Here is a 12,922-nt window from a genome sequence, read left to right on the forward strand (position 1 = left end):
AATCTGTCACCCATGTCTCGAGCCGCTCATTCCAGATCGAAAATTCGGCGATGTATTTGCCGACGGTCAGCCGCCCTGCCCTGCCAGGGCACCGCGAACGGTTTTCAATGCTTCGCGCGGCTGGCCTGACAAGAGTATACGCACCGCTCGCAGGATATGCCGCCCAAGCCTTGGCATGAAGAAGTAAAGCGCCACAGGATAGACCAGCGCGCCGACTACTACCGTGGCGATGACATGAAGCAGCGGGTTCGCACCATCTGGCATAAAATCCATGAAGAGCCAAACCACCACGCCCATGACACAAGAGGCGAAGAAAGCGGAAGAACCGGCCACCAGCTGGCGAACAACGCTGAAGCCGACAACGCGCTGGATCATCCAGGTACTGAGGATGAACGTGATGACCTGTTTCGCAAGCAAGGCGAAAGCAATGGCAACCAGACCATACTGATAAGTAAGGGCGAGCAGCACAGATGTCGCGATAATGGATGTCAGAGTGATCCACGCGACGACATCCGGCCGGCCTACGCCACGGAAGACCCCCATCACAATCGCTGTGATGGGCGCGCGCAAGCCAATCACCATATAGATCTGGAAAATCGGTACACTCGGCGTCCACTGTTCGCCGAATACAACCGGTATAGCGACAGGTGCGACCACAAAAGCGCCCATGAAGGTCGGATACGCCAGCAACGCAGACATCCGGATTGCACTATCCATGGCCTGATGCAGATTTTCACGGCTATCCTGCATGGCCGACGCAACTGGCATTGCAACAGCGGCGAACGGTGCAATCAAGGCCTGGTTGGCCTGCTGGAACAGACGGGTCGGCAAATTGAACACGCCAACCGCATGGGATCCGAGTGTCATGCCGATCAGGGTTTTTGGCAGCATCTGGTCGAATGTCTGAAGGATATTCCCTGTGCCATTGACGAGGTTGAAATTGATCAGCTCTTTGAAATCCAGCCAGCTGGATTGCACTTTGGGCACCCATCGCGCGAAGAAAAGAAAACCGACCAGGCGCACGATGCGTCGGGACAGCTCCATTCCCACCAGCGCCCATTCGTTTCGCCACATCAGGGCCATGACGACCCCGATCACAGCGGCCGTTACGGTGCCAAGAATATCAACGATCGTGATTTCCTTGTATCGTAACTCCCGCCGCAACATCGCAGCCGGGACAGCAATTACAGCACCAATCGGCAGAACAGCGCCAGTAGTGATCAAAACCGGCACCACAGATGGCTCGCCGTAGGCCCTGGCGATCAGGGGTGCCAGAAGGATGAGCACTCCCCATGAGACGATCGAAAACAGGAACGACTGAAGGAAAACCGAGTTCAGATGTCCCGGCCGCAATTCCTTGCGCTGAACGAGGGCGTCACCCAACGTTCCGGATGCGATCGCATCCGGCAGGGTCACGATCACAAGCGCCATCACAAACACGCCGTAGTCGTCCGGCGTCAGGATGCGGGCGATAACGACGATTGAAAGCAGGGACCCGATCAGTGTGACCCAGTTTGCAATCGCGTTGAGCGCGACAGCCTGTCCAGCTTTTTTAAGCAGGTTAGGGCTCATGAAAAACTCCGGGCCATAACAGGTCTACCTTCCGGCATAGGAGGACGGAACCTCCCGAGGAGCGAGCCCGCTGGGCACACTCAGACGCAACACAAGTGAAGCAAGCCTGAATGCTTGTGAGAATTTCCCGGTTTGCAAGGAAAGACGGATGCGCCACACCATTGCCCGGGCGACAGCGCGCGCAATTTGAGCACCAACAGGCGACGATTGCTTGATATCAAAGAGCAGAGCACTCGCTTCTTCATCGATAAACCGCTCCTCTCCGCCATACTTCATCATCAGAGCCTTGCGCAGATCCGCAATCTCAACCCTGGCGAGCGGGTCGCCGGATATCGAGGCGGCGCTATGCAGATCCTTGCTGGCTTCCTCCCACATACCCTTCCTGATCATGACGACCCCCCGGCGAATCAATGCCCACCGGGTCATCCCCGTTTCGATCAGAGAGCAATCCGCTGGCAGGTATTTGCCAAGAGGAAGGGCCTTATCGATCCGGGAGAAAATTTCCCTGTCAAAGCGCCGCCAGTTTGAATCGCGGTCCGCTGCGTCCACCACATTGCTGGCGGTTCCGCGTGGCCGATTGTGTTGCCTCTGGTGGAACACGACGAGTTCTGTGGACGCGGGGCGGCCATGCTGGGCAAGCCGCAGCAGCATGTCGTAGTCTTGAGACCGGATCAGCGTCTCATCAAAGGGACCGACTTTACGGTACAAGGATTTCCGAACCAGCATGCCTGGCTGGTGCGCAAACATGTCGAGGAGCGTCTCAAAAAGAAAATCTTCCGGCAGGCTTTCGCTCCAGTAGCCTGTGTCGCTCCATTTCACATGACCGTTCGGCGCAATTGTAAATCGATCGTGCCGGCCGTACGCAAAGTCGGCCTCAGGGTTTGCTTCCAGAAGTTCAAGCAGGATCTCGAGCGCGTCAGGTTCGGCGATATCATCATCGTCGAACACCCAGATCAGGTCGCCTCTCGCAACTTCCAAAGCCTTGTTGAGCGCCGCCGATTTTCCGGCATTTTCCTGATTCAGGATTGAAACGTCATTTCGATAAGCTTTCAGGCGATCAATCGTGTCATCCGTCGATCCATCATTGATGACGATGATCTCATCCGGCCGCCTCGTCTGCGCCAGGATGGAATCCAACGCTTCCAGCAGCAACTCGGCCCGATTGAAGGTCGGAACGAGAACGGTGACCGAATTCGGGGGCATTGGTCTTCCTTCTGCTTGAGCGCTTTCCTGGTCTTCGGCCGTTTTCGACTGGCATCGGACTTGCTTGGGATCAGACTGAAAAGTGGCTCCGTCGTTGGTCTCCAAACCTGCAACCTGCATGCCAAACGGCACGAAACGCAGCGAACACCATCAAAGAGCGACAGCGGCGCAACCGAGAGGAGTTCGCATTGAAAATCGCGTTCTTTACAAACGCTTTTCCGATGATGTCGGAGGCCTTTATCGCGAACAGTGCGGCTGCCCTGGTAGAAGCCGGGCACGACGTTGACCTGTACGGAATCGGGAATGTCGACGCGACCGGACTTTCTGTTCCGGAAGTCGAACCCCTGCACCTCGAACAATCGACGATAAACATGCGTTGGCCGGACAATCTCTCTGATCGCTGGCGCAAGCTGCCCGGCACTCTGAAGGATTTGGTATCCCGGCATGGCATGGGCAGCCTGGTCAGAATGCAGCCGGGCATTTACCGGCGGACATTCCTGAACCTGTCCGCCGTTTACCAGGCCGCTCAGTTGCCGTCAGACGCGCATTACGACATCATCCACTGTCAATTCGCGCCGCTTGCAGAGCATGTCATAAAACACCGCCGGGCGGGTTTCCTGTCCGGTCACCTGGTTGTCAATTTCCGGGGATATGACATTTCCGAACTGGTTACGTCCCAGGGTGAGCATCTGTACGATCATATCTGGCCGGAAGCTGACGCCTTCATCTCAAATTCCGAATATTTCCGCCAACGCGCAATCGCGATCGGCTGTCCGGAAGACCGGATCAGCATCGTCGAGTCGGGCATGCGCCTCGAAAGCTTCCCATTCCAGCCGATTAGCGAAGTTTCCAATGGCGACATCCGGTTTCTCATGGTCGGGCGCCTGATCGAGCGTAAGGGATTTCACGTCGCTTTGGCTGCGCTCTCACGATACGCGCGGGCAAGCGGACGCGGCATCGCTGTCGACATAGTGGGTGACGGCGACATGCGTGCCGAACTGGAGCAACGGGCGCGCGATTGCGGGCTTGGCGAAGCCGTGACGTTTCATGGCGCTCAAAGTCACAAGGCCATCGCGGAATTCATTCGCCAGTGTGACGTTTTCCTCGCGCCGTCCATGACCTGCTCAAAAGGCAGCCAGGACGGACCCGTCAACACACTGAAGGAAGCGATGGCGATCGGCCGTCCGGTCGTGGGAACCCGTCATGGCGGCATCTCGGAACTCGTGATCGACGGTGAGACCGGCGTGCAGTGCGAAGAAGGCAGTGTCGATGCGCTTGAGCATGCCATCCACCGCATCCTCGGTATGCAGGCCCGTTGGCCGCAAATGCTCACCAATGCCCGCCAGGTCGTTGAGACCACCTATGCGCTGCCGCGAACGACCGATGCCCTGATCGACGTTTACAACTCCATTCTGATGCCCCCCTCCTCCACTCCCGGTGATGCTGCCGGTCTTGCAAAGGAAGCTGCCTGAAATGACTTCGACAACGAACACTGAGACCAAGGCCACCGTCATCGTCACCGCACGTGACCGGTTCAGTCTGGCGTCCCGCTCACTGAACAATCTCGTCGAGAAGACGACCGGTCCCTATGACCTGATTTATGTGGATGCCGGCAGCCCTAAAGCTGTTGCGGAAGAAATCCGTGCCATCTGCGAGAAAAACGGGTTCCGGTATCTGCGCTATGATCATTTTCTGGCGCCCTGCCAGGCCCGGAATATCGGTCTGCGCCTCGCGACGACACCCTACGTCGCATACTGTGAAAACGACGTGATGGTCTCTGAAGACTGGCTGGTAAACGCGGTGACCTGCGCAGAAGAAACCGGCGCAGAAGTCGTCCAGCCCCTGATCTGCCAGGGACTGCCCATGTTCACGGAAATTCACCAGGCCGGTGGTGACTTCGCAGAAGACATGGATGCGTTCTTCAATGGCACAGAGGAACAACATCGTCTCACGGACAGCCACCTCAAACACCAGGGCGAGAAGATCAAGGATGTCGACCTCAAGCGCACCGAAATTCAGGTGACCGAGGTTCATTGCTTCCTGGTACGGCGTAACGCCTTTGCGTGGCTTGGCGAGTTTGATGAGAACATGCCGTGCTCCAAGGATCATATTGATTTCAGCATCAATGTCTGGGCCAAAGGCGGCCGGATCATGCTGGAGCCATCCTCCGTCGTTTCCTTCTGTGTACCAAGCAACACATACGCTGTTGAGCCGATGGACCGCGCCTTCTTCATGTTGCGCTGGTCACCGGACTGGCAGCGCCAAAGCCTGAACCATCTTCAGAAAAAATGGAAACTGGAGAACGATCCGTACTTCAAGAACTATATGGGCAAGAGGGACTGGCGCTATCGCGCCGGGGTCGCCAAGCCGATCATCCGGAGTATTCCGATTATCGGTCGCAGCTACAAGGTGCAGCAGATTGGCGTCGAGCTGATTATGCCCATCCTGTATTTTATCGGCGCCCGGCTCGTAAAACAGCAGGCCCGGGACTATCAATCCTCCGGGCTGGCCACCTCGGAAAGTGAGCCGCAAGAAGCCATGAAGGTCAGCTCCGCAGCATAGCGGAAAGCTTCCATCAGACCGGATCGGTGGCAAACGCACGACAATGCGTTTGTCACTGATTTCTTGTTTCCAAAACCTGACCCCAATGAATTGGGGATGCGGGGCCGCAACATAGTCTTCAGCGCCCCAAATGAACGGGATACCGCCGAAACCGATTCATTGTTTAAAGGAAAATGGCGCACCCGGAGCGATTCGAACGCCCGACCCCCAGATTCGTAGTCTGGTGCTCTATCCAGCTGAGCTACGGGTGCCTGCCAAAAGGAAGGCGGACACATACAGTCAGCCCAAAAGGGATGCAAGCCTGTTTTCCCCGCCTTCTGCAGCAATATCGGATGAATTTATTCTTCGGTGTGGCCTGAGCCGTTCTCCCCTCCAGGCGGCAAATCATATTCCGGGCGATGGGATGAGGGTGTCTCAAGGTCCGGTTCGATTCCCGTTTCACCGGAAATCCATTCCGCATAGGCAGAAACGCGGGAATAAACGCCAGGACTGTCCTGCCGAGCGCAGCCGAGCCCCCAACTGACCACACCGATTTGCACGGGGCCCTCTTCCCATGTCCGCGCCACCAGCGGGCCGCCACTGTCACCCTGGCAGGAATCCGTTCCGCCGCTACCGGCACAGATCTGCAGCGCCGGATCAACGCTGACCCCGGCAAATTCCTGGTCCAGCCCGTATTTATCAATCAGCGTGGCAATTTGCTGTTTGCACGTCTCCGGGGCGACCGGCGGCACCAAGCCTTCCATCAGCGCGAGACTTGGCGCGCTGACGTGCCGCCCTGTCCGGTTGAAGCCTTCTTCCTGGCTGCCCTGTTCCTCTGTGTTCCCGTATCCGGCCACAACGACTTCGGTTTGCGCCGAGTCCGGGTCGGGTGCCCGGCCCGTCAACCCGTCCAGGCGGGAAAGCGGGCCATCCCAGCGCCCGACAATGTGAAGGAGGGCAAGGTCGTCCCCCAACTCGGCATGCCCGGACCGATAGCCTGGGTGGATGACGATCCGGTCTACCGGAAAGGATGCGTCCTTTGGCGTCTCCAGCAGCGTTCCTGCGCCGACAACGGCGTACAGCGGTCCGAAGCGCTTAAGATCACCCCGGTCATCCGGAAGGTATTGGGCGGCTCGTCCTGTTTCTGATTCAATCCGCACTGTTTCCACGCAATGGGCCGCCGTCAGGGCCCATTCCGGAGAAATCATCGAGGCACCGCATTCATGATAGATATTCCTGCCCTGCTGAGACTGGAGCGAAACGATACCCGGCCAGTCATCTGGATTCGCTTCACGTCCACCCACCACACAAGCCGTGGCAAGCGCCACTGCACCGAGGGCGAACCCCCATTTCCAGGTTGGTCTCATGCGGAAACGTCCTCCCCCTGCTTCGTCCCCTCAGGCCACTGCGCCGGACTGCCGCCGCGCCTCATGCACGCCGCGCGTAATCGCCCGGGCCAAAGTCGAGGCAGCTAACTCTCCGATCCGGGTCACAGTCAACGGGTCCGGAGCCGGCAAGGCTTCACTTGCGGTTGATAGCACGAATACCGCGTCTCCGTCGAAGGGTGCAAATACCGGCCGGATTGCACGGGAGAATCCCGATAAAGCCATCTGAGCAATCCGGCTGGCCTGGGCAGGCGTCAGCGGAGCGTCTGTTGCAACACAGGCGATCGTTGTGTTCTGGCCGAGGACCGGATTGACCTTCGCCGCACCCCAATCGTCCGGATCCATCGCGAAATCTGCCGGAGGCCGCACTCCGCCAAACTCACCGTCCAGTTCATACGGCCAGGCCCAATAAACGTCAGTTCCGGGCATCAAGACCGAACCGAAGGCGTTCACACACGCGAGCGCTCCAACGGTGAACCCCTCCGCCGTCACGGCACTGGCCGAGCCCGTGCCGCCCGGATGCTGGCCCGCGCGCGCGCCGTGCCCCGCCCCAGCGCGCCCGAGGTCGAAATCTTTCGAAGCGGTTTTGAAAGCCTCAAGGCCAAGCGCCGCATAAGGCGCAATACCGGTCCAGTTCTTGTCGCCCCCATTCGCCAGATCGTACAGAATGGCTCCGGGCACGATGGGCGTGGGCGGCACACCGGGCCGTTCGACCAGGCTGAACCCGCGTCCCGCCTCTTTGAGACCCGCCATCACGCCATCAGCTGCACCCAGTCCAAATGCGCTCCCGCCGGAAAGGAAAATTGCATCGACATGGTCCACCATTGCGCCAGCTGAAAGCAGGTCCGTTTCCCGAGTTCCCGGCCCTCCCCCGGCGACAGCACAGGCGGCAATCACGGGAGTGTCCGGCAGGATCACTGTGACACCTGTATCGATGCGGGCATCTTGTGCCTGTCCGACACGCACACCTGCGACATCAGTGATGAGATTCCGTTTCCCGGCTGCTGTGGCCATTGCAATGTCCTGTCGGTCTTTCCCTTTGGGATTCACTCTCTTAAGGTCCGCCGCGACTCACGCAAGCCAAGGACACTGCCATGAAGATCGCCCGCCCCCTCCTTGCCGCCCTCCTCCTGTCAGCCTGCGCGGCACCGAACGGGAAGCAGGATGTCTCGGCATCCGAAGCGGCTCAGAGCGCGGCAGACGCAGCCGCCAGCCAGACTTCGGAAGCGGCGCCGGAAGCCGTCGACGCAACTGCTTGGACCAAAGGCGCCATGGTAGCGGCGGCAAATCCTGAAGCCGTCGAAGCTGGTCTGGAGATGCTGCGCAAGGGTGGCACAGCGGTCGATGCGGCAATTGCGGTGCATGCCGCGCTTGGCCTTGTGGAACCGGAGAGCTCCGGCATCGGCGGTGGTGGTTTCATGGTCTATTATGACCATGCGAGCGACGAGATCACCGTGTTCGACGGACGTGAGCGCGCGCCGGCCGCAGCCACACCGGAATATTTCATGAAAGACGGCGAGGTGATGGACTACATCTCCTCCTGGCAGTCCGGTCGGTCGGTGGGCGTACCGGGCGCAGTCGCACTGTACAAATCCGCCCATGATGCTGCTGGCAAACTGGATTGGGACGAACTCTTCCAGCCTGCGATCAAGCTCGCCGAAGACGGTTTCGTGGTAGAACGCAAGCTCGCTGCCACGCTCGCCAGCGACCGCCTTCAACAATACGTCCGGCTCGATGATCTCCCGGAATCCTCAGCCTACTTCTATCCGGATGGCGTACCGCTGGCGGAGGGGGCGATCAAGACAAATCCAGCCTACGCCGAAACGCTGAAGCGCGTTGCAACCGAAGGCCCGGCCGCCTTCTATTCCGGAGAGATCGCTGAATCGATCGCCTATGCCGTATCCCACGACCCGTCCCTGCCAGGTGCAATGACGGTAGAGGACCTCGCCAATTATGAGGTCGCTGTCCGTCCAGCGCTCTGCGGTGTGGAGCCAGATGGCTACAAGGTATGTTCAGCCCCGCCGCCATCTTCCGGCGGCGTGACGCAGAACATGATCCTCGGCCTGTACGACCGGCTCAAGCCGACCAGCGAAGAAGACGCAACCGAGGAAGGTTTCCTGAAAGCCTTCGTTGATGCCCAGCGCCTGACCTATGCCGACCGCGACCATTATGTCGCCGACGCCGATTTCGTCCCGGTCCCGGCCGCAGAACTGATCGATCCGACATATCTCGACGTGCGCGCGACTGAAGTCTTCGCACCGGACGAGCATGCAACGCCGGGCGATCCGGGGATCGCACTCGGCCGTGGCCCGATGCGCCAGATGTGGGGTGAGGACCCGACTGATCATCGTCCGGGCACGACGCATTTCTCGATCATCGACCCGTACGGCAATGCCGTCTCCATGACGATGACCGTGGAATCAGCCTTTGGAAACTCGGTGATGGTTCACGGCTTCGTGCTGAACAACCAGCTGACCGATTTCTCGCGTGAGCCTACGAAAGGCGGCAAGCCGGTCGCCAACGCCGTTGCGGGCAACAAGCGCCCGCGTTCGTCCATGTCGCCGACGCTCGTCTTCGATCCGGATGGTGATCTGTTCATGGTCACCGGTTCGCCGGGAGGAAACTCCATTGTCGCCTATGTCGCCAAGACGCTGGTCGGTGTGCTCGAATGGGGCAAGTCGGCGCAGGAATCCATCGACCTGCCGAACATTATCGCCCGCGGCGATGTGGTTGGCGTGGAAGTCGACCGCGAAGGTGGACCGGAAGCGGCCGAAGCCCTGCGTGAGATGGGCTACAATGTCGAAGAACGTCAGGGCGAGAATTCCGGTCTGCATGTCATCATCGTGCGCGAAGATGGCCTGGAAGGCGGGGCGGACCCGCGCCGTGACGGGGTTGCACGCGCCCTCGAATAGACGACAACGCCTCATCTCCTATGGCCAAGCTCTATTTTTCCTACGCCGCCATGAATGCAGGAAAGTCGACGATTCTGCTTCAGGCGGCGTATAATTATCGTGAGCGGGGAATGGATGTCCTCCTGCTCACGTCGGCCCTCTACAAGGACGACGACGCCGGCCATATTTCGTCCCGCATCGGCATCAGCGCCGATGCCACACTGTACACGAACGAAACAGATCTCTTCTCCCTGGTGAAGAACAGGCAGGCCGAACACCGCATCGATGCGATCTTCGTCGATGAGGCCCAGTTCCTGACGAAAGATCAGGCCTGGCAGCTCGCCCGTGTAGCTGACCGCCTGGATGTGCCGGTTCTGGCCTACGGCCTGCGCACGGATTTCCGCGGCGAACTGTTCGAGGGCTCCGCTGCCCTGCTCGCGATCGCAGACTCACTGCGCGAAGTCCGTACGATCTGCGAATGCGGGCGCAAGGCGACCATGGTTGCGCGTCTGGGTCCGAACGGGAAAGCCCTGACCGAAGGCGACCAGGTCTCCATCGGAAAATCGGTCTATGTCTCGCTGTGCCGACGGCACTGGGAAGAAAGAATGGGGCGCCAGCCTCCCGCATAAGGCCGACCCGCGGGATCAGGACGCTAGCTGGGCTGTCAGCGCGTCGGCCAGCAATCGGCCCGATGGCGTCAGCGACAGGACGCCCTGGTCGAAATTGACCCAGCCCTGATCGACGAAGACGGCAATTTTTTCACGCGATACCGGCCTGCCGGACACGGCCTCGATCCGCGCCACGTCAATGCCGCTCGCGGGACGTAGCCCCATGGCCAGCAACTCCTGCGCGATCGCATTTGCATCCAGCCGCTCAGCATCGCCCCAGCCGGAGCCGAGCGCCTGGACATTGGCCATGTAGACTTCGGGGCGGCGGTGCGCCTCATAGGCATAGCGATGCCCGCTCACGGTCACGCGGCCATGCGCGCCGGGCCCTGCTCCGATCCAGTCCCCGCCCTGCCAGTAGATGAGATTGTGCACGGATTGGTATTCCGGCGACATGGCATGATTGGATACTTCATAGGCCGGCAATCCTGCCTTCTCCAGAAGATCCTGTGTCAGCTCGAACATGTCGGCCTGATCATCGTCGGGCATGGGGTTGATCTGGCCCCGCCCGACGGCAAGCCCAAACGCCGTCCCTTCCTTGATGGTCAGCTCGTAGAGAGACAGGTGCGGCATGCCCATGGCCAGCACGTCTTCCAGTTCGTTCTGCCAGTCATCCGTCTGCTGACCGGGCCGGGCATAGATCAGGTCGACGCTGACAGACCGGAACACGCGCATCGCCCGCGCAACGCTCGCCCGCGCGCCGTCGGCATCATGATCACGGCCGAGAAAGGCCAGCGCTGAATCGCGCAATGACTGGACACCAACGGAAAGCCTGTTCACGCCGGCACTTTTCAGGCCCGTAAGATCGGCCCGCATCACATCGTTCGGATTCGCTTCCAGCGTGACTTCCGCGCCCGGTTTCACACCGAACACATCATCCGCAGCTATCAGGATGCGCTCGACATCTTCTGGCGCCAGCAGCGATGGCGTCCCGCCGCCGAGATAGACAGAGTCCAGCGCGCCATGCTCCGGCATGCGCTGGCGGTGCTCGCGAATATCGGTGCAGATCGCGTCGACCAGCAAGGACGGATCACGGTCCTTTGCGGCATACACATTGAAATCACAATACGGGCAGATGCGCGCGCAATAGGGCCAATGCACATAGAGGCCAAACCCGAAATGCGGACCGAAAGGATGCAGGGCGTCGTCCGTCACGACAGAAGCGCCGCCTTCAATTTGCGGAAAGCATCGGCGCGGTGGCTCATCGCATGTTTCCGGTCCGGATCCATTTCGCCGAAGGTGATCGTTTCTCCATCGGCGACGAAGATCGGGTCATAGCCGAAGCCCTTCTGCCCTCTCGGCGGCCAGACAAGCTGTCCATGCACTTCGCCCTCGAAGACTTCCTCATGCCCATCCGGCCAGGCGACGGCGAGCGCGCAGACGAATTTGGCAGACCGGTCTGAATTGCCGGCCGCCTGCAGCTCTTGCTCCACCCGGGCCATGGCAACACCAAAATCGCGCGGCTCGCCTGCCCACCTTGCGGAGTAAATGCCGGGGGCTCCGTCTAGCAAAGTGACCGACAGCCCGGAATCGTCCGACAGGGCCGGTGCGCCCGTTTCGGCCGCCGCGGCCCGCGCTTTCAGCAGCGCATTGCCGGTGAAACTGCTCTCAGTTTCTTCAGGCTCTGGCAGGTCCAGATCAATAGCAGAGACAACTTCGAGACCCAAGGGCTCGAACAAGTCCTTGAGTTCCCTCACTTTTCCCTTGTTGTGTGTGGCGGCGATCAACCTGCCGGAGGACAGGGTGCGATGTGTCATATTTCGCCCTTCTGAAATGGTTCCATTCTTGCTTTCGTCACAAATTCCTATATCGTTATTCGGTAAGAGCTTGTAGAGAAGCAACGCTCAGTCCGGCATAGATCATCCAGCGGAAAGGATGAAGAGAAGAAGGCATGACAGGTAAAACGCGCAATTCCATGGCGGCGATCATGACAGTCCTCGTCACTGTCGTCATGTGGATGACGGCTGCCATCGGCGCCATCGTTCTCCTGGCCGGCGGTATTGAACTCGTTTCGATGCTCTCCGGGTCTCCCATCAGCATCGGCGCCATCAAGGTCGACGATCACGATATCTCCGTTCCCGAACTTGCCGCCGGCCTGGTCGGTGTGCTGGTCGTGGTCTGTGCGGTGGTTTTTGTGAGCCTCGAATTGCGCAAGATACTGGCAACTCTCGCGGCGGGCGATCCGTTCGTGCCGGAAAATGCCGTTCGCCTCACCCGCATCGCCATCGCAATCGCCATTACCCAGCTGATGCGGTACGTCATCGCCATCTTCGTGGGGCTGATGGTCACCGGTACATCGCTTGAATTTTCCGTTGACCTTATCGCCTGGGCGTCTGTGGCCGCCCTGTTCATTCTCAGCCAAGTCTTCCGGGAAGGCACACGCCTTCGCGACGAAGAAAAAATGACCATATAGGAGGGTAGCCATGTCTATTCGCGTAACCCTCGATCGTGTCCTGTTAGACCGCCGCATGTCCCTGACGGAACTGTCGGAACGTGTCGGCGTGACGCTCGCCAATCTTTCCATCCTCAAAACCGGCAAGGCGAAAGCCATTCGCTTCTCCACCCTGGAAGCACTGTGCCGGGAACTCGGCTGTCAGCCGGGAGACATCCTCATCTTTGACTCCGAAGATGACGGCGCCACCGAACGCGTCGCGGCGGAATAGCG

Annotated in this window: 12 protein-coding genes and 1 tRNA gene; 6 read left to right on the forward strand and 7 right to left on the reverse strand. The window is 59.5% G+C overall.

Annotated features, from left to right (window positions below; genetic code table 11):
- Nucleotides 1-66 precede the first annotated feature (66 nt).
- Both HY26_RS09185 and HY26_RS09190 read right to left on the reverse strand, forming a co-directional pair.
- Entirely contained in the window at nt 67-1,572 is a 1,506-nt protein-coding gene (locus HY26_RS09185) for a lipopolysaccharide biosynthesis protein (RefSeq protein ID WP_034765411.1), read from the reverse strand.
- 24 nt (nt 1,573-1,596) lie between these two features.
- Nucleotides 1,597-2,895 carry a glycosyltransferase gene (locus HY26_RS09190; protein WP_081813041.1) on the reverse strand — a complete coding sequence of 433 codons (1,299 nt, stop codon included), beginning with the start codon at nt 2,893-2,895 and terminating at the stop codon, nt 1,597-1,599.
- 68 nt (nt 2,896-2,963) lie between these two features.
- Here HY26_RS09190 and HY26_RS09195 point away from each other — a divergent pair, with 68 nt between their 5' ends.
- On the forward strand, nt 2,964-4,247 hold the full coding sequence (locus tag HY26_RS09195) for a glycosyltransferase (protein ID WP_065383161.1): 1,284 nt from the start codon (nt 2,964-2,966) through the stop codon (nt 4,245-4,247).
- A gap of 1 nt (nt 4,248) precedes the next feature.
- Nucleotides 4,249-5,337, forward strand: coding sequence for a glycosyltransferase family 2 protein (locus HY26_RS09200; RefSeq protein ID WP_051599826.1), 1,089 nt, complete (start codon nt 4,249-4,251; stop codon nt 5,335-5,337).
- Nucleotides 5,338-5,511: 174 nt separating this feature from the next.
- On the opposite strand, the gene HY26_RS09205 is transcribed toward HY26_RS09200, so the two are convergent.
- The 3 genes from HY26_RS09205 to HY26_RS09215 all read right to left on the reverse strand — a co-directional run bounded on the left by HY26_RS09205 (nt 5,512) and on the right by HY26_RS09215 (nt 7,715).
- Nucleotides 5,512-5,588: transfer RNA gene (locus HY26_RS09205), tRNA-Arg, on the reverse strand.
- Nucleotides 5,589-5,675: 87 nt separating this feature from the next.
- Nucleotides 5,676-6,683 (reverse strand): trypsin-like serine protease, encoded by a 1,008-nt coding sequence (locus HY26_RS09210; RefSeq protein WP_034765406.1) that lies wholly within the window; start codon nt 6,681-6,683, stop codon nt 5,676-5,678.
- Nucleotides 6,684-6,713: 30 nt separating this feature from the next.
- Nucleotides 6,714-7,715, reverse strand: a complete 1,002-nt coding sequence (locus tag HY26_RS09215) for a P1 family peptidase (RefSeq protein ID WP_034765404.1) — start codon at nt 7,713-7,715, stop codon at nt 6,714-6,716.
- Nucleotides 7,716-7,795: 80 nt separating this feature from the next.
- Between HY26_RS09215 and ggt the strand changes: the two genes are divergently transcribed.
- On the forward strand, nt 7,796-9,613 hold the full coding sequence (ggt, locus tag HY26_RS09220; RefSeq protein ID WP_034765402.1) for a gamma-glutamyltransferase: 1,818 nt from the start codon (nt 7,796-7,798) through the stop codon (nt 9,611-9,613).
- Between the two features lie 20 nt (nt 9,614-9,633).
- Entirely contained in the window at nt 9,634-10,221 is a 588-nt protein-coding gene (locus HY26_RS09225; RefSeq protein ID WP_034765400.1) for a thymidine kinase, read from the forward strand.
- Nucleotides 10,222-10,236: 15 nt separating this feature from the next.
- Here the strand turns inward: HY26_RS09225 and hemW are convergent, their stop codons facing one another.
- Nucleotides 10,237-11,412, reverse strand: coding sequence for a radical SAM family heme chaperone HemW (hemW, locus tag HY26_RS09230; RefSeq protein WP_051599825.1), 1,176 nt, complete (start codon nt 11,410-11,412; stop codon nt 10,237-10,239).
- A complete protein-coding gene (gene rdgB, locus HY26_RS09235; RefSeq protein ID WP_034765398.1) occupies nt 11,409-12,014 on the reverse strand; it encodes an RdgB/HAM1 family non-canonical purine NTP pyrophosphatase in 606 nt (201 codons plus the stop codon). Before rdgB ends, hemW begins: the two co-directional genes overlap by 4 nt.
- A gap of 134 nt (nt 12,015-12,148) precedes the next feature.
- Between rdgB and HY26_RS09240 the strand changes: the two genes are divergently transcribed.
- Together HY26_RS09240 and HY26_RS09245 are read left to right on the forward strand one after the other, a co-directional pair.
- Nucleotides 12,149-12,670 carry a DUF2975 domain-containing protein gene (locus tag HY26_RS09240; RefSeq protein WP_051599824.1) on the forward strand — a complete coding sequence of 174 codons (522 nt, stop codon included), beginning with the start codon at nt 12,149-12,151 and terminating at the stop codon, nt 12,668-12,670.
- A 10-nt stretch (nt 12,671-12,680) separates the two neighbouring features.
- Nucleotides 12,681-12,920 carry a helix-turn-helix transcriptional regulator gene (locus HY26_RS09245; RefSeq protein ID WP_034765395.1) on the forward strand — a complete coding sequence of 80 codons (240 nt, stop codon included), beginning with the start codon at nt 12,681-12,683 and terminating at the stop codon, nt 12,918-12,920.
- The last annotated feature ends 2 nt before the right edge of the window (nt 12,921-12,922 follow it).

The organism is Hyphomonas sp. GM-8P (assembly GCF_003263315.1).
In the GTDB taxonomy this organism is placed as follows: domain Bacteria; phylum Pseudomonadota; class Alphaproteobacteria; order Caulobacterales; family Hyphomonadaceae; genus Hyphomonas.